Below are 25,880 nucleotides of genomic sequence, written 5' to 3' on the forward strand. Positions count from 1 at the left end.
GCACGGTAGCAGGGGGCCTCCATGATGCACCGGCGCGGGCCCAAGTCCTTGGGTCTGTTGGGGGTTACGGGTTTCCCACTAGGGTTCGGCGCGCGCCATGAAACCCGGCCGAAGGACGGTGCTGCCTACAGTGGTCCCCAGGCTCCCGGCACAGGGCGCCATCCGACACATCCTCTGGAGACATTTCATGGCCCTTCGTCCTGTCCGTTCCCTGCTGTCCGCCGCCGCTGTCGCGGCCTGCGCGCTCGCGCCGCTGGCCGGCGCCCAGGCCGCCGAGCCCATCACCATCATGGTGGGCGGCATCAACAAGATCATCTACCTGCCGGCCAAGCTGGCCGAGTCGCTGGGCTACTTCAAGGACGAGGGCCTGACGGTGGAGCTGCAGTCGCAACCCGCCGGCGTGGACGCCGAGAACCAGCTCATCGCCGGCGCGGTGCAGGCCGTGGTGGGCTTCTACGACCACACCATCGACCTGCAGAGCAAGGGCAAGGAGCTCGAGGCCATCGCCGTCTTCTGCAAGGTGCCCGGCGAGGTCGAGCTGGTCTCCACCAAGGCCGCGCCCAGCTTCAAGACCATGGCCGACGCCAAGGGCAAGACCCTGGGCGTGACCGGCCTGGGCTCCTCCACCGACTTCCTGACCCGCTACCTGGCCGACCGCCAGGGCGTGGCCTCCAAGGACTACACCCTGCTGCCGGTGGGCGCGGGCAACACCTTCATCGCCGCCATCAAGCAGGACCGCATCCAGGCCGGCATGACCACCGAGCCCACCGTTTCCGAACTGCTCAAGACCGGCGAGGCCAAGGTGCTGGTGGACCTGCGCACCGAAGAGGGCAGCAAGGCCGCGCTGGGCGGCCTCTACCCCGCGGCCAGCCTGTACGTGCAGAACGCCTGGGCCGACAGCCACAAGGCCGAGGCCACCAAGCTGGCCCACGCCTTCGCCCGCACCATGGCCTGGATCCACACCCACAGCGCCGAGGACATCGCCGAGAAGATGCCCAAGGACTACTACGGTGCCGACAAGGCCCTGTACGTGAGCGCGCTGAAGGCCTCGCTGCCGATGTACACCACCGACGGCCGCATGCCCGCCGGCGGCCCGGAGACGGTGCTGAAGGTGCTGGCCAGCTACAAGCCGCTGGTCAAGAGCAAGAACATCGACCTGTCCAAGACCTACACCAACGCCTTCCTGGACGCCGCCAAATGAGCACCGCCACCCTGGACCGCACGGCCTCCCCGGCCGTCGCCGCCGGCAGCGCCCCGGCCATCGAGTTCCGCGGCGTCTCGCTGCGCTACATCTCGGCCGACGGCCATGCCACCGTGGCCCTGCGCGACTTCTCGATGGCGGTGGCCCGTGGCGAGTTCATCGCCATCGTCGGGCCCACCGGCTGCGGCAAATCCACCACGCTGAACATGATCACCGGCCTGCTCAAGCCCACCGTGGGCGAGGTGCGCATCATGGGCCAGGCGGTGGGCGGCATCGACCCGCGCATCGGCTTCGTCTTCCAGGCCGACGCGGTCTTTCCCTGGCGCAATGTGCTGGACAACGTGGCCGCCGGCCCGCTGTTCCGCGGCGCGTCCAAGGACGAGGCCTACGCCCGCGCCCGGGACTGGATCGGCCGTGTGGGCCTGGGCAAGTTCGGTGGGCATTACCCGCACCAGCTCTCGGGCGGCATGCGCAAGCGCGTGGCGCTGGCGCAGACCTTCGTCAACCAGCCCGAGATCCTGCTGATGGACGAGCCCTTCTCGGCCCTGGACATGCAGACCCGCACCCTGATGCAGGACGAACTGCTGCAGCTCTGGTCGGCCAGCGGCAGCTCGGTGGTCTTCGTCACCCACGACCTGGAGGAGGCCATCGCCCTGGCCGACCGCGTCTTCGTGCTCTCGGCCCGCCCGGCCACGCTCAAGCGCGTCCACACGATCGACCTGCCGCGCCCGCGGGTCATGTCGCAGGTCCGCTACGACCCGCATTTCGTCGAACTGTCCAAGCGCATCTGGGACGACCTGCGCGAAGAGGTGGTGATCCAATGAATGCCGCAACCCCCCTGACGGCCGCCCTGCCCGCGGCCCTGAGCGACGAGGCCCTGGCCCGTGAATCCGAGGTCGCGCAGGCCCGCATCCGCCAGCGCCGCTGGCTCATCATCGGCCTGCGCGTGGCGGTGCTGGTGGTGGCACTGGGCGGCTGGGAAATGGCCGCCCGCCTGAAGTGGATCGACCCCTTCTTCTACTCCATGCCCACGATGATCTGGGACCAGATCGTCGAGTGGGTGCGCGACGGCACCTCGCAGGGCTCGCTGTGGCGCCAGGTGGCCGTCACGCTGGAAGAGACGGTGCTGGGCTTCCTGATCGGCTCGGTGGCCGGCGTGTTCTGCGGCATCCTGCTGGGCCGCAACAAGCTGCTGTCGGACATCTTCAGCCTCTACATCCAGATCGCCAACTCCATCCCCCGCGTGGTGCTGGGTTCGGTCTTCGTCATCGCCCTGGGCCTGGGCATGGCCTCCAAGGTGGCGCTGGCGGTGGTGATGGTCTTCTTCGTCGTCTTCGGCAACGCCTTCCAGGGCGTGCGCGAAGCCGACAAGTACCTGATCGCCAACGCGCAGATCCTCGGGGCCTCGCCGCGCCAGCTGACCACCGCGGTGGTCATCCCCTCGGCCATGTCCTGGATCCTGGCCAGCCTGCACACCAGCTTCGGCTTCGCCCTGGTGGGCGCGGTGGTGGGCGAGTTCCTGGGCGCCAAGGAAGGCATCGGCCTCTTGATCTCCACCGCCCAGGGCGCCTTCAACGCCAGCGGCGTGTTCGCCGCGATGATCGTGCTGGCGGTGGTCGCCCTCTTGGCCGACTTCCTGCTCACCTCGCTGGAAAAGCGCCTGCTCAAGTGGCGGCCGGCGGCGTTCTGAGGTCGCGCTGGCATCCACCGTCCACGGGGCCCTTCGGGGCCCCTTTTTCATGGGGCTTCGGCGGAGGGCGTAAAGCGCTTGACCTGGAGTGCGCTCCAGCTTCCAGAATGCCGGCCATGGACTCGTTTCTCACCATCGCGCAGGTGGTCGCCCGCACCGGCCTGAGTGCCGACACCCTGCGCTACTACGAGCGCATCGGCCTGCTGGCGCCGGTGGCCCGCGCCGCCGGCGGCCAGCGCCGCTACCGCGCGGCCGACCTGGACTGGCTGGCCTTTGTGCAGCGCCTGCGCGCCACCGGCATGCCCATCCGCGACATGCTGCACTTCGCCGCCCTGCGCAGCCAGGGCGACGCCACCGCCGCGGCACGGCGCGAGCTGCTGCAGGCCCATCTGGCCGGCGTGCAGGCCCACATCCGTGAATTGCAGCAGGCCGCCCGGGCGCTGCAGACCAAGATCGCCCATTACGACACCCTGTGCCCACCCCCGGAAGGAGAACCCCATGCCGCCAACAAACGCCCCCGCCGTGCCCGCTGAGGACAGCCGCTATGCACGCGGCCTGGCCCGCCTGAAGGAGATCGACGGTGCGGCCGGCGAGGCCGTGGTGGCCAGCCTGGCCGACATCGCGCCGGATTTCGCCCGCCACCTGATCGAGTTCCCCTTCGGCGACATCTACAGCCGCCCGGGGCTGGACCTGCGGGCCCGCGAGATCGGCACGGTGGCGGCGCTGACCGCGATGGGCACGGCCGCGCCGCAGCTGGCGGTGCACATCCGCGCGGCGCTCAACGTGGGCGTGCGGCGCGAGGAGCTCGTCGAGCTCATCATGCAGATGGCCGTCTACGCCGGCTTCCCGGCGGCGCTCAACGGCTTGGCGGTGGCCCGCCAGGTCTTTGCCCAGGCCGAGGCGCAGACCCCGGCGCATGGCGAAGCCGCGCCGGCCTGAGCGGCAGGCGGCTTCAGGCCGCCGTCAGGCCACCTTGGGGGCGGCCACCTCGCGCTTGACAAGGCCCAGGCCCAGCGCCGTGACCCCCGTGCCGGCCGCGATGGCGGCGGCGTACAGCAGCACATGGTTGACCGCGTTGGGAATGGCCAGCACGAAGACGCCGCCGTGCGGGGCCTGCAGGCCGATGTGCCAGAACATGCTCAGGCCGCCGGCCACCGCCGAGCCCAGCACGCAGACCGGGATGACGCGCAGCGGGTCCCGTGCCACGTAGGGGATGGCGCCTTCCGAGATGAAGGCCAGGCCCAGCACCGCGGTGGCCTTGGCGGCCTCGCGCTCCTCGGCCAGGAAGCGGCTGCGGAACAGCCAGCAGGCCAGGGCGATGCCCAGCGGCGGCGTCATGCCGCCGGCCATGGCTGCAGCCATCGGTTCGGTCACGCCCGAGCCGATCAGCGTGGTCGAGAAGACATAGGCCGCCTTGTTGACCGGGCCGCCCATGTCCACCGCCATCATGCCGCCCAGCACCAGGCCCAGCAGCACCGCGCTGCCGGTCTGCAGGCCCTTGAGCCAGGCGGTCAGTGCCGCCATCACCGCGGCCATGGGCTCGCCGATGACCATCAGCATCAGCACCCCGGTGATGGCCGCGCCCAGCAGGGGCAGCAGCAGCACCGGCTTCAGGCCCTCCAGCCCCTTGGGCAGGCGCAGGTGGCGGTTGAGCGCCTGCACGCTGTAGCCGCCGATGAAGCCCGCGGCGATGGCCCCCAGGAAGCCCGCACCCACCGTGCCGGCCAGCAGGCCGCCGATCATGCCCGGGGCGATGCCCGGCCGGTCGGCGATGGAGTAGGCGATGTAGCCGCCCAGGGCCGGCAGCATCAGCGCGAAGCCGGCCTTGGCGCCGACCTGGAACAGCACCCAGCCCAGCGTGCCCTTGTGGGCGTCGTCGTACACGTAGATGCCGCCCAGCGCGAAGGCCAGGGCGATCAGCAGGCCGCCCGCCACCACGAAGGGCAGCATGAAGGACACGCCGGTCATCAGGTGCTTGTAGGCGCCGCTGCGGGCGGCGGCCGGGGCTGCGGCCGGGCTGGACGAGGCGGTGGCGGCCGCCCCCGCGCCGGACCACGGCGTGGCCTCGCGCGCGGCCTGGGCGAAGACCGCGCCCGCGTCGTGAATGGCGGCCTTGGTGCTGGTGACGTACAGGCGCTTGCCGGCGAAGCGCTCACGCTGCACCTGGGTGTCGGCCGCGATGATGACCAGATCGGCCTCGGCGATGGCCTGGGGGCTCAGCGCGTTCTGCGCGCCCACCGAGCCCTGGGTCTCCACCTGGATGCGGTGGCCCAGGGCCTTGGCGCCCTGTTCCAGCGCCTCGGCGGCCATGAAGGTGTGGGCCACGCCGGTGGGGCAGGAGGTGATGGCCACGATGCGCAGCGGCGCGCTGGGCGCGGCGGCCACCGGGGCGGCGGTCGCTGCCGCGGGGGCGGCCCCGGGGGGCAGGGCGCCGGCCAGCTGCAGGGCACGGCGTACCGCGCCTTCGGCATCGGCCAGCACCTCGGTGGGGTCGATGCGCAGCACCGGGGCGCGCGTGGCGGCGGGGCTGTCCAGGTCCAGGTCCGAGGCCAGGATGCAGGCCTGGGCCTGGGCCAGCTCGGTCTCGCTCCAGCCGCCCTGGTCGCCCAGCGGGGTCTGGACCCACAGGGCCAGGCGGTGGCCCAGGCGTTCGGCCGCGGCCCGCAGGGCCTCGCCGGTGATGAAGCTGTGGGCCGGGCCTGCCTGGCTGGCCGCGATGGCAATGAGTTGGGCCATGCGTGTCTCCGTGATGTTCTGTGGGGCGGTTCAGATCGGCGTGGCGCGGATGCGCGCGGCCAGTTCGGTGACCTCCTGCCGCGGGGGCAGGCCGGGGGCGATGCGCTGGATGCGGGCGGCCGCGCAGGCCATGCCGAAGACGCCGGCGCCCGGCAGGGTCTGGCCGTCCATCAGCGCGGCCAGGGTGCCGGCCACCAGGGCATCGCCCGCACCCACCGTGGTGGCCACGGTCACCGCAGGGGCGGCGGCCTGCCAGCGGCCCTGGCCGTCGGCCATCACCGCGCCCTGGCCGCCCAGCGAGACGACGATCTGCCGCACGCCATGGGCCCGGCACAGGGCCTGGGCGGCATCGGCCACCGCCAGGGTGTCGGGCAGGGGGCGGGCCACCAGCTCCTCCAGCTCGGCCCGGTTGGGCTTGATGAAGGCCACTGGCACCACCGGGCCGCGGGTGGGGTCGGACAGCCGGGCCAGCAGCGTGCCCAGCACCGCGCCGCCGGTGTCGATGACGATCTGCGCGCCGCGGGCGGCCAGGCGCCGGGCCAGGCGTTCCCACAGGCCGGCGTCGGTGCCGGGGGGCAGGCTGCCGGCCAGCTCGCACCAGTCGCCGGGGGCGACGGCGGCGTCCAGGCGCTCGCCCAGTTGCTGTTCGGCGGCCTGCAGGGCCTCGGGGGCCAGGGCCAGGCCGGGCAGGTTGATGTCGGTGCTGTCGCCGCGCTCGGCCACCGCCAGCTTGATGTTGGTGCGGGTGGCGCCGGGCAGGCGCAGCATGCCGTCGGCGATGCCGCGCTCGGCAAAGGCGGCGCGGAAGACGGCGTCGTTGTCGGTGCCCAGCCAGCCGCTGGCGGTCACCGGCCGGCCCAGGGCGGCCAGCACCGCGGCCACGCCGATGCCCTTGCCGCCGGCCTCGGTCTGCTCGCCCAGGGCGCGGTGCACCTCGCCGGGCAGCAGGCGGTCCAGCCGCACCGTCTGGTCGATGGCCGGGTTCAGGGTGATGGTGAAGAGGCGGGGGGCGTTCATGGCTGGGCCCCCTCGGCCGCGTCCTCACCGCGCAGCGCAGTGCCCAGGGCGCGCACCTCGTCGGCGCTGTCCACGTCCAGCGCGCGCCGGGCCAGGGCCTGCAGCTCGGCCAGGCTGTGGCGGCGCAGCAGGGCCTTGATGGGCCCCAGGTCGCCCACGCTCATCGACAGCTCGTGCACGCCCAGGCCCACCAGCAGGGCTGCGCCCAGCGGCTCGCCGGCCAGGCCGCCGCACACGCCCACCCAGCGGCCATGGCGGCGCGCACCGGCCACGGTGCGCTCCACCAGGCGCAGCACGGCCGGGTGCAGGCTGTCGGCCATGCCGGCCAGCTCGGGGTGCTGGCGGTCCACCGCCAGCGCGTACTGGGTCAGGTCGTTGGTGCCGATGGAGAAGAAGTCCACATGCGCGGCCAGCCGGTCGGCCAGCAGGGCGGCCGAGGGCACCTCGATCATGATGCCCACCGCCACCTCTGGGGCGTCCAGCTCCTCGCGCACCTGGGCCATGCGCTGGCGCAGGGCGTGCACCTCCTCGACGGTGCTGATCATCGGGAACATGACCTGCAGCGGGCCGTGGCGGGCCGCGCGGTAGAGCGCGCGCAGCTGGGGCATCAGCAGGTCGTCGCGGCGCAGGGCCAGACGGGCGCCGCGCACGCCCAGGAAGGGGTTGTCCTCCACCGGCAGCTGCAGGTGGGGCACCTGCTTGTCGCCGCCGATGTCCAGGGTGCGCACCACCAGCGGCCGGCCGCCCAGGGCCTCCACCATGGCGCGCAGGGCCTGGTACTGGGCCTCCTCGTCGGGCACGGTGTCGCGCTCCAGGAAGAGGAACTCGGTGCGCATCAGGCCCACGCCCTCGGCCCCGGCCTCCAGTGCGCGCTCGATCTGGTCGGCACGGTTGACGTTGGCGGCGATCTCCACCGTGTGGCCATCGGTGGTGGTGGCCGGCAGCAGCCGGGTGCGGGCCTCCTCGGCCTGGCGCCGCGCCAGCAGCGCGATCTTGTCGCGCGCCTCGATCAGGGCGGTGGCGCTGGGGGCCACATAGAGCCGGCCGCGGTAGCCGTCCAGGATGGCGGGGGTGCCGGCCTCGGCGGCCAGCAGGTCCGGCCCGGTGGCCACCACGGCCGGCAGGCCCAGCGCGCGCGCCAGGATGGCGGTGTGGGCGGTGGGGCCGCCGCGGGCGGTGCAGAAGCCGCGCACGCGGCTGGGGTCGATCTGGGCGGTGACCGAGGGCGAGAGGTCGTCGGCCAGCAGGATGGCGTCGGCCGGCCAGGCGGCTTCCAGCGTGGCCGCGGGCAGGCCCAGCAGCTGGCGCAGCACCCGCTCGCCGGCGTCCTGCAGGTCGGCCGCGCGGGCGGCCAGCGTGGCGTCGGGCAGGGCGCGCTGGGCGGCCACCCGCTCGCCCAGGGCATGGCGCCAGGCCCAGGCCGCGCCGTGACCCTGCACGATGCCGCGGCTGACGGCCTGCAGCAGGGCGGCGTCGCGCAGCAGCCCGGCATGGGCGTGGAAGATGCCGGCCTGTTCGGTGCGGCCGGCCGCGCGGGCCTGGGCCGACAGGGTCTCCAGCTCGGCCAGGGCGGCCTGCAGGGCCCGCTCCAGCGCCTCGGCCTCCAGCGGGGCGCTGCGGTAGCGGTCCTCCACCTCCAGCGCGGCGCCTTCGGCCTGCACCAGGGTGCCGATCACCAGCCCCGGGCTGGCGGCGATGCCGGTGAAGGTCTGGCGGGCGGTGGGCTGCCAGTCGCCCAGCGCGCTGCCCAGGCCTTGGGCCTGGCTCTGGCGCGAGGCGGCCAGCTGGGCCTGGCGGGCCTCCTCGTCGCCCAGGCGCACGATGACGGCGCGCAGCGCACGCAGGGCCTCCTCGGCGTCCGGGCCCTGGGCCGACAGGCGCAGCGTGGCGCCGCGGCCGGCGCCCAGGCTGAGCAGGGCGGCCACGTTCTTGCCGTCCACCACGGTGCTGCCGCAGCGCACATGCACCCGGGCGGCAAAGCGCTGGGCGGTCTGGGCCCACTGGCCGGCCGGGCGGGCGTGCAGGCCGTTGGGGTAGTTCAGCGCCACCTCGCGGCCCAGCGGGAAGTCCTCCAGCGCCGGGGCGGCGGTGGCCACGGCCTCGTCCTCGGCGGTCAGGGCCCGCACGATGTCCTGCGGGTCGCTGGTCTCGACCAGGCGGCGCATCAGGGCCTCGTCGCGCATCAGCCGGGTCAGGCGGCGCAGCACGGCGATGTGCTCGTCCGAGGCGGCGGCGATGGCCACCACCAGCCGGGCCTGCTTGGCGTCGTCGCCCCAGCGCACCCCGGCGGGCACCTGCAGCACGGCCAGGCCGGTGCGCTGCACCAGGTGCTTGTCCTCGATCATGCCGTGGGGGATGGCCACGCCCTGGCCCAGGAAGGTGTTGGCCACCTTCTCGCGCTGCAGCAGGCTGTCCACATAGGCCGGGTGCACATGCCCGGCCTGAGCCAGCACGGCCCCGGCGGCGCGCACGGCGTCTTCGCGGTTGTGGGGGGCGGCCCCCAGACGGACTTCCACCGGGATCGACATCGCGGTCTCCAATTGGTATCGATTTCAGAGACGGATTATCGGGGTCGGATTTTCGGCAGGGCAAGCTGCAACGCAGCACAGGCCGTCATTTCAAGGGAAAACGAGCAGTTCCTCAGGGGTGAGTGCGGCCGGCGTTGGGCAGCAAAAGGCGCTGGAGGCGTCCGAGAGGACTGCAAAAAGAGGAATCGGTACCAAATCTGGCGGGTGGGCGTTACCATCCACACCGCCATGAAGAAGGAGCCCAGGTGAGCAGCATCAAGGACGTCGCGGCACGGGCGGGCGTGTCCACCACCACCGTCTCGCGGGTGCTCAGCCAGCCGCAGGCGGTGCGCCCGGCCCTGCGCGCCCAGGTGGAGCAGGCCATCGCCGAGCTGGGCTACCGGCCCAACCTGGCGGCGCGGCGGCTGCGGCAGCAGCGGGCCTCGCTGCTGGGCCTGATCGTCTCGGACATCCGCAGCCCCTTCTTCACCGACGTGGGCCGCGCGGTGGAGGACGTGGCCTACCGCCACGGCCTGCGCCTGATCCTGTGCAACACCGACGAGGATCCGGACAAGGAGCATTCCTACCTGCAGCTGATGGCCGACGAGCAGGCCAGCGGCGTGATCTATTCGCCCACGCTGGAGGGGCTCAAGCGCTTCCGGCCGGCGGCCTGGCCCTTCCCGGTGGTGCTGGTGGACCGCGCCCTGCCCGACACCGCGGTGGACCGGGTGCTGCTGGACAACCGCGCCGCGGCGCAGCAGCTCACCGAGCAGCTGCTGGCCGCCGGCTACCGCCGCATCGCGCTGCTGGTGGGCACGCACAGCACCACCGGCCAGGAGCGCCAGGCCGGCTACGAGGCGGCGCTGCAGGCGCAGGGCCTGGCGCCACAGGTGCTGCGGGTGGCGCCCACCCGCGAGGCCGGGGCCCGGGCCGCCGCGGCCCTGCTGGCCGGGCCCGACCGGCCCGATGCGCTGCTGGCCTCCAACGGCCTCTTGCTGCTGGGGGCGGTGCAGGCCATCCAGAGCGCCGGGCTGCGCACGCCGGGCCAGATCGGTCTGGCCGGCTTCGACAACAACGATTGGACGGCGCTGCCCTCGGTGGACGTCACGGTCATGGCCCAGCCGACCTACGACATCGGCCGCAGCGCCGCCGAGCTGATGCTCCAGCGCATCGCCGACCCGCAGCGGCCGCCGCGCAAGGTGGTGCTCGAAGGGCAGCTGGTGCTGCGCGGCTCCAGCCGTGGGCCGCAGGCCGGGGCGGCCTGAGGCGTGCCGGGCCTCAGTGCATGAACTGCTGCAGGGCCCGCAGGGAGGCCGGGTCCGGGTCGATGAAGCTGCAGTTCAGCCGGAAGCCGTTGTAGGTGCGCGAGAGGATGGCGTGCGTCACACGGGTCCGCAGGCGCAGGGCCACCGCGGGCCGGCCGGCGCGCACCAAGGCGAAGGCCACCTCCATCTCGGTGCCCACCGGGGGGTTGAAGGTGGCGATCAGGGCGATGCCGCTGGGGTCCACCTCCAGGGCATGGACCTCGACGGACTGCTCGCCGATGGTGACGGTGGCGACCGATTTCAGGATGCGGCGGTTGTTGAAGCTGGCGGCGAACATGGCAACGTGAAGACGGTCAGAGGGGGCCGGGCCCCAGGGCCTCGAAGCGCGATTTCAGGGGCTTGAAGCGGCCATCGAGCGAGACGATGAACATGGGAAGAGGCCATTCGAGGCGGGCCAGACCCTGGACCACCTCGGCCTGCTTGCCGCGCCGGCGGCCCCACCAGCTCAGCTCCACGCCCAGCAGGTAGTGCTTGGCGTCGGGGTCGGCCGGGATCACCCGGCGGGCCAGCCAGACCCGCTGCGCCCACGCGCGGCCCGGGGCCTGCTGCACCAGGGCCCGCAGACGGGCCAGGGTGTCGGCGTCCAGCTCGGCGGCCACCAGGGGGCTGTTCGGGTCGACCTGCTCGATTTGCGCGGCCCGCTCGCGCTCCATCGCATCGCGCTGGCGCCAGCGTTCGGCCCAGGCCTCGGCCGCGGCGTCGTCGTCGGGCCGTTGGCCGTCCTGGGCCGCTTTCAGGAAGGCATGGGCCCGCTCGCAGCAGGGCAGGGTGGCCTCCGGGTCCAGGGCGATCACCCGCTCCAGCAGCGCCAGGCCGGCGCGGTCGGTCTGGTCCAGCCGCGCACAGGCTTCCAGGTACAGGCCCAGGGCATGGTCGGCATGGCGGGCGTTGAAGTCGGCCAGGGCCGCGCGCAGGTCGGTGTCCGGTTCCAGCCGCTGCATCAGGCGCAGGCGCTCGATCTCCTCGGCCGCGTCCGCCGGCGGGCGGCCGTTCAGCTCGGCCAGGCGCTGGCGGGCCTGTTCGGCCTGCTGGAAGCGTTCGGCCCAGGGGGCCTGGATGTCACGCGCCCAGGCGCTTTCCAGCTCGCCGCGCAGCGTGGGCAGCAGCGCGCCCAGCCAGGCCTGGGCGGCGCTGGGGCCGGCCAGCGCCGGGGGCGGGGCGTTCAGGCTGTCCTCGGGCAGGGCCAGGGCCTGCAGGCGCGCCCGCAGCGTGGGGTGGGTGTCGTCGTAGCGGCCGCTGCGGTCCAGGGCGTCGCGCAGCCAGCGCTGACCATCGGCCTCGGCCGGGGGCTGCAGGGCCACGCGCGACCAGCGCTGCAGCAGGTCGGGCGGCGGGGCGGGCTCGCGGTCCACCGCGGCCAGCGTGGTCTGCAGGAAGGCGGCGTGGGCCGGGCCCACCAGGTTCACCCGCTTGAGGGCCGCGGCGGCGTGCGCGTGGCCCACCAGCTCGGCGCTGGCGGCGTCGGCCTGGTATTCATTGGCCCGGGCCAACACGAAGGTGTAGGCGTTGAAGTAGGGCGCGTACCAGCGCACCAGGGGCGCCACCAGCCGACCCAGCCAGCCCTGCACCTGGTCGGTGAAGGCCTGCACCGTGCCCCAGCTCAGGCGCAGCCGGTAGATGAAGGCGCTGAAGTGGCCGTGCGCGCCGGCCAGGTGGCCGTACTCGTGGGCCACCACGGCCAGGGCCTCGTCCGGAGACAGGGCCTCCAGCAGCGGCAGGCCCAGCAGCAGGTGGTTGCGCGGCCAGCCCACCAGGCCGAAGGCCGGGCGCTGCACCACCGCGGCATTGACCTCGTCGACCACCAGCACCCGGTGAAAGCGCGGGCCCTTCATCTGCCGGCGCATGCGGTCCAGGGCGTCGAACAGGGCGGGCGCCTCGGCGCGGGTGATCTCGCGGCCCTGGGGGGCGGGCAGGCGCACGAACAGGGCACGCACCGCGGACCTCACCAGCAGCCACAGCGGCCAGGCCAGGAAGATCAGCAGCTTGCCCAGCTTGAACAGCAGCAGCAGGGCCGCGCCGCCGGAAAAGGCGATGGCCGCGGCCACCCCCAGCAGCAGCACCAGGCCCAGCCCGATGGCGCCCAGCAGCAGCGCCAGGATGCCGAAGCCCAGCAGGGCCAGCAAGGCCACCTTGACGCGATAGGCCCCTGGCGAGGCCGCACTCTCCCGCTCCAGGCGATCCACCATGGCCTGGAAACGACCCATGTCCATTGTTGTTCTCCACGGGCATGGGGCGTCGGGCCCCCTGCGCGGGTCATGATACGCATGGACACAGATCGGGCTGACGTGTGGGGAAGTTTTGGGTCATACGTCACACTTCAGCGTGATGTGAGCTCGTCCCGGTGCGCTTCCAGCAGGCCCGGGCGGGGCTGGACCTCGTACTGGTCGATCTGCTGGTCGGCCGGCGGAACGTTGGCCACCGGCGTCTCGGTGCCCACCCGCTGGTCGCGCTGGCCGTCCGGGCGGAGGGTGTGGGCGCCCAGCGTCACCTCGCTGGGGACGCGGGCCTCCTCCTGCACCACCTCGCGCACCGCCAGCCAGTGGCGGCGGTCGGCGTCGTTGGAGGCGGCCCGGGCGCGCTGCAGGGCGGTCTGGGCCTCGGCGGCGCGCCCCGGCATGGCGTAGCGCGCCGTCACCACGAAGTTGACCGCGCTGCCGGCCTCCACCGTGTCCTTCACCTGCTTCTCGAAGCCGTGCAGCATGGAGTCGTCGCGCCGGTTGTTGGCGCCCTGGGACAAGGGCACCAGGTTCTGCCAGGTGGTGCCGGGCCCGCCCAGGTGGTGGTTGAGCAGGTGGCCCAGCACGTAGTAGCTGCCGCTGCTGCCCAGGCGGTAGCGGCGCTGGTTCAGCCGGGTGTAGGCCTCGGTGTGCAGCCCCCGGTCCGGGCCGCTGCCCTGGAAGCTGCGCCGCCGGGTGAGCCGCAGCACGGTGGCGCTGCTGCCGTAGCCGGCCGCATTGGTGCTGCCGTAGACCGGCAGGGTGGAGGCCGCGCCGTCGCCCGCGGGCATCAGCCGTGCCGTCACCTGGGCCAGCTCGGCCAGCTTGGCGTCGATCACGGCGGCGTGGTCCACCGCGGCCTGGGCGGCGCCCCCCGCCGGGGCCGCGGCGCTGGTGGCGCCCACCGGCGCGCTGGCGGCGGCCTGGATGGCCGCATCCAGCTCGCCGGCCAGGCGGGTGGCCAGCGCGCGGTCGGCGTCCGAGGCGTGGCTCGCACGTTCGCTCAGGCGGGCGATGAAGCGGGCATAGCTCATCTCTTCCGAGGCCACCATCAGCTGCGCGCCACGGCCGCTGCCGCGGATGAACACATGGTGCTCCTGGCCATCGGCCGAGCGGAAGGCCTGGCGGGCCCGCCACCAGTCGCGCAGCCGGCCCACGGCGCCCCGCACCGCGTTGGCGCCGCGGCGGGCCAGGTCCAGCACCGCGCGGCCGGCGCGCAGCGCGCGCTCGATCAGCCAGTCGATGGCGGCGTTGACCCGGGTCTGCACCCGCCCCAGCATCTCGGCGATGCGCCGGCCCAGGCCGTCCAGGCCCAGCTGGTGGGCCAGGAAGCCGATGGCCACCGGCATGGCCCGGCCCAGGGCGTTCTCCAGGAAGCCGGCGGCCGTGTCGATGCTGCCGCGGGCGATGTCCAGCACGCCGTCCAGCACCCGGCTGACGATCTCCAGCATCTCGCGCAGGTACTGGAAGAAGGACTCGATGGCGTTGTAGAGCGCCACCAGGCTGTTGACCACGGCCATGATGCCGGTCGGGTCCAGCAGGGCGGTGAGCCAGCGCTGCGCGCGGGCGATGACGACCTCGGTGATCCAGCCGCTCACACCCTGCAGCACCTGGTCCCACAGCCCGCTCAGACGCTCCTGCAGCTCGCGCCACAGGCCGGCCACGCCCTCGGTGGCCAGCACCGAGACGAAGCGCCAGACGCCGGTGGCCAGGTCCAGCATGCGGCGCAGCCGGGCCACCACCTCGGGGCCCACCCGCTCGGCCAGGCGGCGGAAGATGTTCTCCACCGTCAGGCCCAGCACCTCCAGCACGAAGCCCAGGATGGACCGCAGCGAGAAGTCGGCTGGCGGGCGGATGCCGGCCTCCTGCAGCTGGCCGAAGAGCCAGCCGGTGACGCCACCCAGCAGGTGGGTGCCGATGTTCGAGAAGAACAGCAGAAAGCCGGCCTTGGCCGCCCGCAGCAGGTTGAGCAGGAAGCCGATCGGGTTGGTGAGGATGTCGCCGATCGCCCGCGCGGCCTTGGCCAGCACCTGCACCACCAGTTGGGCCGGCAGGCCCAGCACCCGCAGCACCGCCTGGAAGAAGGCCCAGGCCGCGCCGGCCAGGTCGCCGTCGACGAAGATGCGGCGCAGGATGCCCAGCGCGGTGGCCTGCACGCGGGGCCAGAGCGCGGGGTCGCTGAAGAACTGGCCGAAGACCGGGATGCGGGCCAGCACCTGTTCTTGGATGAAGCGCTCGATGGGCTCGCGGATGCAGGCCGGCACCCGCCGCCACAGCCCGCCCAGGATCAGCAGCGGCAGCTGCATCAGGTCGCCGGCCACGGAGATCAGCTTGCGTACCGTCTCCAGCACCAGGGCCACGAAGGGCGCGAGCGCGTCGAAGCCCCGCAACAGGCCGTCGAACAGCGCGGCCACCTGCTCGCGGGCCCAGGCCAGCAGGGTGTCCAGCGACTCGGTCAACCAGCCGAAGGCGCTGGCCAGCCAGGACAGCCAGTCGCTGGCCTGCAGCCGGCCCACCAGGCCGCTGATGAGCGCGGCCACGCCGGCGATGCGCTCGCCCAGCCAGGCGCCGGCCCCCTGGATCAGCCCGCGCAGCGCGGTCAGCACCGTCTGGATGCCCGGCAGCACCGAGGCCAGGGACTGGCGCGCCGCCGGCACTCCATCGCCGCCCTCCATGCCCGCGGCCGCGCTGTCCAGGCCGCCGGCCAGCTGCTGGGCCCGCTCGCCCATCTGCCGCACGAAGGCCGGCGGGATCAGCGCCGCCACCCGCTCGGCCAGGGCCGCCACCGGCTGCCAGACCGGGCGGGTGCGCTCGCGCACCCAATCCCAGGCTTCGCCCGCCTTGGCGCTGAGCCAGCCCACCACGCCGCCGGAACTGCCGGTGGTCTCGTCACCGGTGGCGGGGCCGAAGAGCAGCTCGGAGAACCAGTTCCAGACACGGGCCGCGGCCTCGCGCACCGGGCGAATCCAGTCCCACAGCCGCCGGCCCAGGTCCTGGATGCCTTCCCACACCGCGCCGCCGAAGTTCTGCAGCCACTGCAGGGCCGGCGCGCCGAAGTCGGCCCACAGCCGGCTGAAGAACTCGCCGATGGGACGCAGGAATTCGCTGAGCTTGTCCCAGGCCACGCCCACCGCCTCGGTGACGAAGGTCTTGAGCTCGCCGATGGCGGCCATCAGCGGCTCGCAGCGCCCGGCCACCAGCGCTGCGGCAATGCCGGCGGCCCGCCGCACCAGGCCATCGAACAGGGTGATCAGCTGGCGCGGGCCCTCGAAGGGCACCAGGGCCCGCAAGCCGCCGATGAAACCGTCCCAGGCTCGCGCCACCTGGCGGCCCAGCCAGTTCAGCAGGCCCTCGTCGACGATGGCGCGCACCGTGCGCGCGAACTCGGGCGAGATGCTCTCCAGCAAGCGCCAGCCCAGCTCCCGCACCTGGTCGATGGCCCAGTCGGCGATGTCGCCCAGGGTGTCGGACACGCTGTCGTAGAGGTCGCCCCAGAAGCCGCCGCGCACGGTGGTCGGCGCGTGCGCCGCGGTGCCGGACGGGGCCTCGCCCGCGCCGCGCAGCTGCGCCACATGGGCCAGCTCATGGGCCAGCAGAAAGCGGCCGGCCGGCTCGCCCGGCTGGAAGCGGCCGGCATCAAAGGCGATGTGCTCGCCCAGCGCGAAGGCGTGCGCGCCCAGGGCCTGGTTGAGCCGCGCGGCGCGGGCGCCGGTGTGCAGGCGCACGCCCGACAGGTCCATGCCGAAACGGGCTTCCATCTCGGCGCGCAGCGGCGGCGGCAAGGGCTCGCCACCGGCCTGCAAGGTGTGGAGCTCGCGCTCCAGGGCCTCGGGCAGAGCGGCGTCCTCGTCCGGCGCGGGCGCGTCGGCTGCGTGTGGGGTGGGCTGGGTGGAAGGCGCCGTGGGCCGCGGGCCGTGGCCCAGCACCTGGCGCAGCGCCGCCCGCTGGGCCAGGGCATCGCCCGCGGGCAGGGCCACCGGCCCGGCCAGTCCCAGGGCGCGCGCGGCCATGCGGTCGGCCTGGTGCTCGGCCTCGTCCTGCGCGTGGCCCAGGCGCAGCTTGGGCCGCAGCGCCGCCAGGGCCGGCGCGCGTGCGGCGGACACCGGGGGCAGGCGGGCCAGCGTCTGCATGGGGCCCCGCTCAGGGCTTGGGTGCGGGGCCGGGTGCGGGGGCAGGCGACGGTGCCGGGGCCGCGGGCGGCACAGGCGCCGAGGCGTGTGCCGGTGCCGCGCTGGCCGCGCCTCCCGCAGTGTTCTGCTGCCGCCAGGCGATCAGCTCCTCGATCGTCATGCGCCGGCCCTTCTTGTCCAGCGCATAGGTCTCGGCCGCCACCCGCTCGCGCTGGAAGTGGCGGAAGACCTTGACGATGCGGTAGCCCTCGCGGCTGCCGAACACCACCCGCCAGGTGCCCGGCGGGTTCTCCTCCGAGTAGCGGTAGGTGATGGTGCTGTCGCCGATCTCGTCGCGCAGCACCCGGGTCTCGGCCTGGTAGGCCCGCCCGTGGGCCCGCTCGTACTCGGCCAGGGTGAAGGTGGACGAGCCGATGCGGGCGGCGTAGTTCCGGGTCTCGGCCCGCTCGGTCAGGATGTGGACCATCTGGGTCTTGAAGCCCAGGGCATCCGAGGCCAGCAGGTCGTCCAGGTCCACATAGGCCCGGGTCCAGGTGTCGTGCACCACCGGCTGGAAGCCGCTGCCGGGGTTGTCCTCGGTGCGGCCGGCCGAGGTGATCAGGCGCATCGGCAGCACCGCTTCCAGCCCGATCAGGGCCTGCATCTGGCGGTCGAATTCGTTGAGGTGGCTCTCGTCCAGCACCTCGCAGCGCAGCACGCGGCCGTCCAGCGTGTAGTGCAGGGCCCGTGTCAGGCTGTTGAGCCGGTCCACCAGCTCGCCGGCCCGGGCGAAGGCCGAGGCCTCGCCGCGGCCCGGAGGGCGCAGCTCGATGACACGGCGCAGCGTCTCACCCGCCCCGTGACCCTGCTGCAGCACATGGGTCAGTTCGTGGGCCAGCAGGCGGCGCCCTTCCGGCGTGCCGGGGCGGTACTGGCCGGCCCCGAAGACCAGGTCCTGGCCCACCGCGAAGGCCCGGGCCGACAGGCTGCCGGCCAGCCGGGCGGCCGGGGTGTCGGTGTGCAGGCGCACCTGCGAGAGGTCCGCCCCCAGCCGGGGCTCGAAGAAGCGGCGCTCGCCCGCGGGCAGTGGCTGGCCCTGGCCGCGCAGGCCGTGGATGGCCTGGGCCTGGGCGCCGGCCAGCGTGGTGGTGGCCGCAGGGGATGTCCTTGGCGTCTCGCGCCGCCGCAGGGTCTCGTCATGGGCCTCCTCGGCGCAGGCCGCGCACTGGCGGCGCACCGTGGTTTGCGGGCCGGAGCCTGGGGCCATCACCTGGCGGGCCACGGCCTCGGCCTCGCGCTCGTGGGCGTCGTCCGGGCTGCCCAGGGTCAGCTGCGGCCGCACCGGGCGGCCCAGGGCTTCCTGCAGGGCGGCGCGCTGGTCCGGCGCCGGAGGCGCGAGGCCGCTGCTGCGGGCGGGGCGACCCGTGGGCCGGCCCCGTGCCGGACGACGCTGCCACTGGAACTGGCTCATGGGGAACCTCCGGGTCAGGGCCTCACTGCGGCGGTCGCAGCTCGATCAGCACGTTCAGGCCGCTTTGCATGCCGCCGGCCGTGCAGGGGATGTGGGTGTTGTCGGTGTAGCCCTCCAGCACATTGCCGGTGAAGGTGGCGCGGTCGCACAGGGCCACGCCGGGGCGCAGGTTGTCGAAGGCGTCGAAGTCCCAGGTGTTGCCCTGGCCGATCCAGCCGCCGGCGGTGAAGACGCTGCCGGGCCACTCGAAGCGGTTCTGGTCCAACAGCAGCCGGCCCAGGCCGGGCACGCTGGCCTGGAGCGTGCCGCTGCTGCCGTCCACCGCCTTGGGGGGCTGGGCGCTGCGCACGCCGCTGAGACTGACGTCCGCGATCCGCAGGGTGGCGCCGCCGGGCGTCACCACCGGGCTGACCTGGACCGCATGCAGGGTGGGGGGGGTGGTGGGCGACCCTTCCTTCAGCCCGTTGAGCATCAGCAGCCAACCCTGCAGCCGGCTGTGGCCGATGTCGCCGCCCACCTGCGTGTCGGCCAGGGCCAGCACGTGGTCCGGCTGGCCGGCGGCCACCAGGCGGGCCAGCCCGTCCAGGGCGGTCTGGATCTGCTCGGCCGAGGCGGTGCCGCCACTGCCCAGGAACTGCGGCAGCTGGCTCAGGCGGGCCACCTGCGGCTGACCCTGGGCCAGGTAGCGCACCCGCGGGATCAGCGGTGCCTTGGGGAGGGCCGCCGACCAGGCGCGCCAGCGTTCCACGCCCAGCGCCTGCCAGGCCTCCGCCAGCTGGGCCAGGCTCTTGTCCAGCGCCTCGGCCGGCGCCTGCTTCAGCAGGTTCTCCACATGCCTCTGCAAGGTCTTGAGGAAGTCCTTGTCGGCGGCCGTGGCCCCACCGGGCTTCCAGCCGAACTTCAGGTCGGGGGCCACCCAGGCGGTCCAGTCGCTGGACTGCCAGTGCAGGGTGGCCGTCTGGCCCTCGGGCGAGGCCACCTGCACCAGGGCCGGCCCGCCGGGCTGTTCGGCCTCGCGCAGGCCGGTGCAATCGCGTACCGTCACGGTGGCGCCCTGCAGGCCCAGCTGGGCCGCGGGCTGCTTGAAGGTCCAGCCCAGGTCCTCCAGCACGATGGCCCCGGCCTGCAGCCGCAGCCGCTGGGCCCCGACGATGATCTGGCTGGCCGCGGCGCTCTCGCCGCTCAGGCGCAGGCTGGTGAGACTGGTGAGGCTCAGGTCCTCGGGGATCTCGTAAGTGCCGGCGCAGAGCTTGAGCCACAGGTTGCCCTTCTTGTCCTCGGCGGCCTGCTTCAGGCGCTTCATCAGCTGATCGCTGTCGCGCACGACGACCTCGCAGCCGCCGCTGTGCAGGCACAGGGCCTTGAGCGCGTCCTGCACCGTCACCACCGAGTCGGCCTTCAGGTCGCTGCACAGCGCGGCGTCGCTCTTGTCCAGCGGCACATCGTTGGCGCGCAGGCCGCACAGCAGGGCGTCCAGCACCACGTCCACCGTGCTGGGGCTGTTGGCCAGGCCCAGCAGGCTGCGCACGCTGGGCTCCACCGCGCAGGCCGGCGGCGTGTAGTGCACGTTCTGCGCGCCCAGATTGCACAGGGCGTCCAGGGCCTGCTGCACGTTCTGGGCGCCGTGGAACAGGGGGTTGCACTGCTCGGTGAAGCCCACGTCGGCGGCGCGCAGGTCGCTCAGCGGCGGGAAGGCCAGGCGCCGGCGTTCGGCGTCGGTGGGGGGCTGCAGGCTGCCGTCGTCCAGCAGGGTGCCCAGGCGCAGGAAGTGGTGGCGCACGCCCTGCGGCGGGGCCTGGTTGAGCACCACGTCGCCGCTGGCCTGCACCGCCTCGCGGATGGTGGCCAGCCAGTGGTCGCCAGGCACGAACTGGCGGCTCTTGACGCTCAGGCGCAGGGCCAGGTTCTCGAGGTTGACCAGCAGGTCGTTGCCGGCCACCCAGCAGCTGCCGTGGGCCGGGTCGCCGGCCGCTGCGGTGGCCAGGGTCACGCCGCGGTCGCGGCCCTTGACCAGGGCGCCGGTGTCGGTGCGGAAGACGCCGTAGCCGTCCCACTGGCGGGCGAAGGCCTTCGGTTCGTCGGCGCCGGTGGGCACGTTCCAGGCCTCGTGGATCAGCCCGCGCGGCTTGGGCGTGGAGCCGTTCAGGTGCAGGCCCAGCAGGCGTTCGGTGTCGGCGTCGAAGTACTCCCACACCCAGTCGCCCTGGTCGAAGCCGGGCGGCGGCGTGGCGCTGGCGCAGGCCTCGGCGCCGTTGTCGCGCGACCACTTCAGCGTCACCGTCTTGGCGGCGGGGTCCACGTCGTGCACCTCGACGCGGAACAGGTAGTTGCCCAGGCGCTCGTTCACCGCCACCTGGGCGGCGCAGGGGTTGCAGGGGTCGCTGCCGCTGTCGATCTTGCGCAGGGTCAGCGTGGCCAGGCCGTTGCCGATCGGCGGGTTGACGGCCGGGTCCAGCGGATCCAGGGTGTTGGCGCACCATTTCACCTGCAGCAGGGTCTGGCTGCGGGTGGCGGTGTCGGCGCCGTGCAGGGCCGGGTCCATCAACTCGGGCCGCTCCAGCGCGGTGACCGGGCGGTCCCACACATCGGCATAGAGCACCAGCTTCTTGCCCGGGTAGGCGCCGGCCCAGGGGTAGTCGGGCTGGGCCGTCAGGGCGGTCAGGGCGCTGCCGGGGAAGCGGGCCGGCACGCCGTCCACATAGAGCACGCCGGGCTGCACCTTGACCTTGCCGCCGTCGCCCGCGTCGGCCACCAGGGCCAGGCCGCCGCTGCGCGGGGCGCCGCTGGCGATGGCGTCGCGCAGGGCCTCGGCCAGCCGGCTCTTCTGCAGGTCGCTGAGCTCGTTCCAGTCGGCGTCCAGGATCATCCGGCCCTGTTGCAGGTAGAGGCCGGAGTAGCGCTGCTCCGGGGCGAAGCTGTCTCGGGAGATCTGGGTGGTCATGGTGTTGGTTCCCTGCGGTGGGGCGGCGGCGTTCAATGGCCCTGCGGGGGCAGGCAGGCCAGCGTGGGGTCGAGGATCAGCAGGGCCTCGGTGCCGGCGGGCAGCACCTCGGCGAGCTTGTCGAGCACGGCGCGGCGGCGCAGCACATGGCGGTCTTCGTGATACGCCCCGAGCTCGCCGCCGTCCTCCGCCCCGCCCTGGATGGCCGCGGGCGAGGCCGGGTGCAGCACGCCGCAGCCGGGCTGGCCGAAGTGGGTGTTCAGAAAGACCGGGTGGGCGGTGGTGCAGTTGGTGCGGATGGCGCACAGGGCCGAGCGCAGGCCCTGGGCCAGCCAGTTCGGATCGTTGGGCAGCTCGGGGTCCAGCGGGTCGGCGTCCAGCGGCAGGTACCAGAGCCGGCTGTGGCGCACGCAGCCGGCTTCGGGCACGTCGTTGTCCGCCAGGTCCTTGCGCAGCGGTGGCATCAGGATGCAGTCGCTGGCGTTCAGGCGCTCGGCCAGCAGGGTGTCCAGCACGGTCACGTACTCCAGCTGCACCAGGCCGCGGGCGGCCTCCAGCTTGCGCAGCAGGCTGGCGCGGGCAGCCACCACCGGGGCCAGGCGCTCGGCGGTGCCGATGTGCAGCTGCCGGGCGGCGCAGTGGTCCAGCTCCACCGCGCCCTGGCTGACCTTGAGCTGGTTGTCCAGCCAGAGGTTCTCGAAGCGGTAGACCGCGCGCTCGTCCAGCTGCAGCACGCCGCGCAGCTTGACGGGCACGCTGTCCAGGCCGGTCCAGACGTGGCGCACCACCGTCTCGCCGTTCCAGCGGTAGCCCTCCTCGCGGCGGTAGCGCAGCTTCTCGTGCGTGAAGCCGTCCCAGCTGGCCACCGGCGGCCAGTTCAGGCTCAGCGCATGGGCCGAGCAGTGGCCCTCGGGCGGCGGCAGGAACAGCGGCACCCGGCGCGGGTGGTAAGGGCCGATGCCCAGCTCGGCCTCGCCCGGCGGGCGGCGCAGGTCCACCGTGCGGCGTGAGACATCCTGGTAGCTGCCGGGCAGGCAGGGCACGCCGTGCCGGTGCACCTGCCACCAGCTGGCGCGCTGCCCGCCGAAGGTGCTGGTGTGGGCGGCCGGGTGGTCGGGGGCGCAGCGCAGCGCGCGCGAGCCCTGGCGCAGGTCCGGCGTGGTGGCGGGCAGGCCCGGGTGGCCGGCGCGCAGCGCGGGCGTGGCGGGTTCGGGCACGGGGGCCTCGCCATAGCTGCTCTCGGGCAGCAGGGGGCGGTCCACCCGCGGGGTCAGGGCCACGCGCTTCCAGCCTTCGTGGACCTCCACCTCGAACTGGCCCACCGCCTCGGCGATCTGCTCCACCGCCACCCGGGTGCCCTTGCGCTGGCGCCAGGCCACGGCCGAGGCCAGCTCGGCCCGGCGCCCCGCCTCGTCGGGCGACACCAGGCGCACGTCCAGCAGGTCGGCGATGTAGGGCAGCAGCCAGGGCTGGCAGTGCCGGCCATCGGCCTGGGCATCGGGGAAGGGGTCGACCCGGCGCTGGGCGATGGTGGCGCGGAAGGCATCGAGCAGGCCGCCGAAGGCGCCCAGCAGCTTGTCCAGGTCGCCCTGGCCGCTGCTGTCGGCGGTCTCGGCGTCGCGCTCGCGCCAGACGGCGGGCAGCCAGGCGCGCAGCAGCTCGGCGTAGCGGGGATCGGAGGTGGGGGTGCTCACAGGCTGTACTCCTGGTGTTGCAGCGTCAGGGCCGCGGTGTCCAGCAGCAGGCACTGGCGTGGGGTGGGCGTGGCCACCATGGGCACGCCGCCCACCTCGACCACCCGGTCCAGCGCGGCGCGGGTGGCGGCGTTCACGGTGATCAGCGCATCGGCGTTCTCCACACCGGTCACCGACTCGACCACCTGGTAGACCTCGCCACGGTAGAGCGGCTGGCCCAGGGCGCGTCGGCGCGGTGAGAAGGCCTCGCCCAGCGCGGCGCGCACGGCGGCCTTGACGGCCTCGGGGTCGAAGGCGTCGCTGCGCACCCGCACGGTGACGTTCAGGCCGAAGCGCTGGGTCTGCACGCCGCTGACGTTCAGGGCCACGCCGGGCAGGGCGCGGGCGGCCAGAAAGGCCTGCAGCTCGGCCGCCAGGGCCGGTGTGGGCGGCTCGCCACCGGCGGCCATCACCACCAGCTCGATGCGCTCGCTGCGCCCGCGCCCAGGCGGCAGGCGAAAGCTCGCCGCCTGCCAGACGCTGGCATGGCCGCGCGCCAGCTGGGCGAAGTCGTCCAGCGAAACGGCCCGGTCCAGGGCCAGCAGGGTGGAGGGGCCGCGCTGGCGCAGGTCCTCGGGGGCCTCGCGGTCGGCCCCGCCACTGCTGGGCAGGGCCTGCACCAGGCCGTCGATCAGCGGGTGGGGCTTGACCAGCTGGGCCAGGGCGTCGGGCGGCAGGTTGCCCGCCAGGCCCACGCCCTGGCGGTAGCGCACCCGCACATTGTTGGCCCCGCTGGGCAGGCGCCGGCCATGGCGGCCATCGCCGAACTGCAGGCTCAGAAAGCCGTCCTGGTCCAGTCGCACCTGGTAGCGGGCCTCGGCCGGGCCGGCGTCCTTGAGGTTGGCGATGGGCTGCCAGGTCTCGCCTGCCACCGAGAGCTGCAGGTCGGCCCGCACGCCGGCGGCCATCAGCGGGTCGGCCACCCAGCTCACCTCGGCCACCGCCAGCGTGAACTGCTGCAGGTTGCGGGTGGCGTCGCCGCTGCCCAGCACGCGCTCGGGCCGGGCCACGCCATGGCCGGTCTCCACCACATTGGCGTAGAGGACCAGGTTGCCGGCCGTGCTGCCGGCCGGCAGGGCGTCGGCCAGGCGCAGGCGCTGGCCATCGGGGGCGATTTCTTCGACCGTGGTGGCCACGGCGGCGCTGCCATTGGCCACCACCACCCGCCGGTGCAGGGGCAGACTGGGCGGCAGGGGCTCGGTGTCCAGCCAGGTGCCGCTCAGCGGCGTGGTGTTGCGCTGCCAGTCCTGCACCCGGGCCTGCAGCTTGAAATGGGCGAACACCGTGCTGCGGCTGAGGAACCAGGGGCCGCCGCCGCGGTCTTCCCAGGGCTTTTCGGCGGTCAGTGTGGCCTGGGGGCGGTCCGGGTCGGCGGCCACGCTGGCCAGGCGGGCCCAGGCCAGCTGGCCGGCGCGCATCACCACGGCCAGGTCGCCGGCGGCGGCCTGCTTGCTGGCGCTGGTCAGCAGCGCGGGAGGCAGGTGGCCTTGCACGCTGGCGTTCAGGAAGCTGTCCACCGCCCAGGCGCCGGCGCCGGGCGGCGGGGCCAGCAGGGTCTGCGGGTTGAAGAGTTCCAGCTGGGCGTCGCCAGGCACGTCGTCGGTGTCGGGGTGCCAGGTCACGCTCAGGGCGGTGTAGCCCGGGCGGTCGTCGGGCTGCAGGCGCTCGCGGCTGGTGTCCACCGGCACGTACTTGGCATGCAGGCAGCGGTAGGTGGGCCAGACCTCGCGTGTCTGGGTGCCGCTCTGCAGCTGGCTGGCATGCGAGAGCCAGAGCCCGGCCAGGCGCGACCAGTCGCCCGCCGCATAGACCAGCAGCACCACCGTGCCGTCCTCCTGCACGGTGCGGCGGCGGGTGGCTTCGGCCATGTCGGTCAGCGGTACGGTGACGGGCCGGTCCACCGTGGCGCCCAGCAGGCGCAGCGCGCCCAGGGCCTGGGTGAAGACCAGGCGGTCGGCGTGCACGGCCTTGATGCGGCGGTAGCGGGGCTTGTCGTCCACCGCCCGCACCAGCACCAGGTCGCCCGCGGCCAGGGTGCCTGAGGGCACGGCCAGCTGCAGGCTGTGGCCGGCCTCGGCCACGCCTTCGCTGGCCGGGCCGCGCGGGGCCAGCCGGTCCTTGGGCAGCAGGTGCACGAGGGTGTGGCCGGCCGTGAAGTGCAGGGCCGCGGTCTTGGGCACGGCCGGGCTGATGCTCACGCGGCTGCGCCCGTCGGGCAGGGTGAACACGCCTTCGATGCGGTGGGCCGACAGGCGCTGGAGCTGGGTGTCCTCCAGCACCAGCGGCTCGCCGGCCTTGAGCTCGTCCACGCCGCGGTCCAGGGTCAGTGTGCTGCCGGCCAGCCAGGCCGGGTTGGCCAGGTGGTCGCGGGCGTAGAGGGTGTTGAAGGCGGCGTCGGCGGCCAGGTCGGCCAGGGTCTCGAAGACCAAGGGGGCGCCGCTGGCGGGCAGGTGCTGCACCTGCAGGCCGGCGGCCACCGTGCCGGCCAGGCCGGGCTTGAGCAGCAGGGCCAGCGGGGTGGCGGCCGAGGCCGGCGGGCGCGGTGCCTCGTCCAGCACGGCCAGCAGGCGGCGCAGGCTGTCCCACTGGCTGGCGGTGCGCAGATAGCCCTCGTTGGCCTGGGCGTCCAGGTGCACGCCCAGCACATGGGCCGAGCGGGCGAACTGCCGCACCAGCTGCCAGAGCAGGTCGTCGGGGTCGGCGGCGTAGAGCGCGGCCAGGCGCTGCAGCCGTTCGTCCTCGGTTTCGGTGGACGGGTCGGCCGGCGGCGCGGGCAGCTGGGCCCACAGCGGCCAGCCCGGGAAGGCCTGGGCCAGGTCGTGGCGCAGCCGTTCCAGCCAGGCGGCGCCGTGGCCGTCCAGGTAGTCGAAGCGCGAGAGGCCGGCGCGGTTCCAGCGCGTCAGGTCCGGGGGCAGGGTGTTCGGGGTCATGGCC

16 protein-coding genes are annotated in these 25,880 nt (G+C 73.7%); 6 read left to right on the plus strand and 10 right to left on the minus strand.

Annotated features, from left to right (window positions below; all coding sequences use genetic code 11):
* Window positions 1–187 precede the first annotated feature (187 nt).
* The 5 genes from LRM40_RS03425 to LRM40_RS03445 all read left to right on the plus strand — a co-directional run bounded on the left by LRM40_RS03425 (window position 188) and on the right by LRM40_RS03445 (window position 3,830).
* Entirely contained in the window at window positions 188–1,201 is a 1,014-nt protein-coding gene (locus tag LRM40_RS03425; protein WP_151125962.1) for an ABC transporter substrate-binding protein, read from the plus strand.
* Window positions 1,198–2,025, plus strand: coding sequence for an ABC transporter ATP-binding protein (locus tag LRM40_RS03430; RefSeq protein ID WP_151125963.1), 828 nt, complete (start codon window positions 1,198–1,200; stop codon window positions 2,023–2,025). The genes LRM40_RS03425 and LRM40_RS03430 overlap by 4 nt, the downstream gene beginning before the upstream one ends.
* Window positions 2,022–2,891, plus strand: a complete 870-nt coding sequence (locus tag LRM40_RS03435) for an ABC transporter permease (protein WP_151125964.1) — start codon at window positions 2,022–2,024, stop codon at window positions 2,889–2,891. The genes LRM40_RS03430 and LRM40_RS03435 overlap by 4 nt, the downstream gene beginning before the upstream one ends.
* 116 nt (window positions 2,892–3,007) lie before the next feature.
* Window positions 3,008–3,424 (plus strand): MerR family transcriptional regulator, encoded by a 417-nt coding sequence (locus LRM40_RS03440; RefSeq protein ID WP_151125965.1) that lies wholly within the window; start codon window positions 3,008–3,010, stop codon window positions 3,422–3,424.
* Window positions 3,390–3,830, plus strand: coding sequence for a carboxymuconolactone decarboxylase family protein (locus LRM40_RS03445; RefSeq protein ID WP_151125966.1), 441 nt, complete (start codon window positions 3,390–3,392; stop codon window positions 3,828–3,830). The genes LRM40_RS03440 and LRM40_RS03445 overlap by 35 nt, the downstream gene beginning before the upstream one ends.
* Window positions 3,831–3,854: 24 nt before the next feature.
* Here LRM40_RS03445 and LRM40_RS03450 read toward each other — a convergent pair whose 3' ends face one another.
* The 3 genes from LRM40_RS03450 to ptsP are packed head-to-tail and all read right to left on the minus strand — an operon-like array spanning window position 3,855 to window position 9,172.
* Window positions 3,855–5,627 (minus strand): PTS fructose transporter subunit IIBC, encoded by a 1,773-nt coding sequence (locus LRM40_RS03450; protein ID WP_231067705.1) that lies wholly within the window; start codon window positions 5,625–5,627, stop codon window positions 3,855–3,857.
* A 30-nt stretch (window positions 5,628–5,657) separates the two neighbouring features.
* Complete coding sequence (locus LRM40_RS03455; RefSeq protein WP_151126049.1) at window positions 5,658–6,644, minus strand: 1-phosphofructokinase family hexose kinase; 987 nt, start codon at window positions 6,642–6,644, stop codon at window positions 5,658–5,660.
* The gene (gene ptsP / locus LRM40_RS03460) at window positions 6,641–9,172 is read right to left on the minus strand and encodes a phosphoenolpyruvate--protein phosphotransferase (protein ID WP_231067706.1); all 2,532 of its coding nucleotides are present in this window, start codon (window positions 9,170–9,172) and stop codon (window positions 6,641–6,643) included. The genes LRM40_RS03455 and ptsP overlap by 4 nt, the downstream gene beginning before the upstream one ends.
* Window positions 9,173–9,417: 245 nt before the next feature.
* Here ptsP and LRM40_RS03465 point away from each other — a divergent pair, with 245 nt between their 5' ends.
* Window positions 9,418–10,416, plus strand: a complete 999-nt coding sequence (locus LRM40_RS03465; RefSeq protein WP_151126026.1) for a LacI family DNA-binding transcriptional regulator — start codon at window positions 9,418–9,420, stop codon at window positions 10,414–10,416.
* A 13-nt stretch (window positions 10,417–10,429) separates the two neighbouring features.
* On the opposite strand, the gene LRM40_RS03470 is transcribed toward LRM40_RS03465, so the two are convergent.
* The 7 genes from LRM40_RS03470 to LRM40_RS03500 form a co-directional block, all read right to left on the minus strand.
* Window positions 10,430–10,753: a PilZ domain-containing protein gene (locus LRM40_RS03470; RefSeq protein WP_151126025.1), complete on the minus strand. Its 324-nt coding sequence runs from the start codon at window positions 10,751–10,753 to the stop codon at window positions 10,430–10,432.
* A gap of 16 nt (window positions 10,754–10,769) precedes the next feature.
* A complete protein-coding gene (locus tag LRM40_RS03475; RefSeq protein ID WP_151126024.1) occupies window positions 10,770–12,686 on the minus strand; it encodes a M48 family metallopeptidase in 1,917 nt (638 codons plus the stop codon).
* A 107-nt stretch (window positions 12,687–12,793) separates the two neighbouring features.
* Entirely contained in the window at window positions 12,794–16,822 is a 4,029-nt protein-coding gene (locus LRM40_RS03480; protein ID WP_231067707.1) for an eCIS core domain-containing protein, read from the minus strand.
* A gap of 10 nt (window positions 16,823–16,832) precedes the next feature.
* Window positions 16,833–18,272, minus strand: coding sequence for an eCIS core domain-containing protein (locus tag LRM40_RS03485; RefSeq protein ID WP_151125773.1), 1,440 nt, complete (start codon window positions 18,270–18,272; stop codon window positions 16,833–16,835).
* Between the two features lie 22 nt (window positions 18,273–18,294).
* Window positions 18,295–21,213 (minus strand): DUF6519 domain-containing protein, encoded by a 2,919-nt coding sequence (locus LRM40_RS03490; RefSeq protein ID WP_151125774.1) that lies wholly within the window; start codon window positions 21,211–21,213, stop codon window positions 18,295–18,297.
* A gap of 32 nt (window positions 21,214–21,245) precedes the next feature.
* The gene (locus tag LRM40_RS03495; RefSeq protein ID WP_170288977.1) at window positions 21,246–22,907 is read right to left on the minus strand and encodes a phage tail protein; all 1,662 of its coding nucleotides are present in this window, start codon (window positions 22,905–22,907) and stop codon (window positions 21,246–21,248) included.
* Window positions 22,904–25,876, minus strand: a complete 2,973-nt coding sequence (locus tag LRM40_RS03500; protein ID WP_151125776.1) for a baseplate J/gp47 family protein — start codon at window positions 25,874–25,876, stop codon at window positions 22,904–22,906. The genes LRM40_RS03495 and LRM40_RS03500 overlap by 4 nt, the downstream gene beginning before the upstream one ends.
* Between the last annotated feature and the right edge of the window lie 4 nt (window positions 25,877–25,880).

Source organism: Ideonella dechloratans (genome assembly GCF_021049305.1).
In the GTDB taxonomy this organism is placed as follows: Bacteria; Pseudomonadota; Gammaproteobacteria; order Burkholderiales; family Burkholderiaceae_C; genus Ideonella; species Ideonella dechloratans.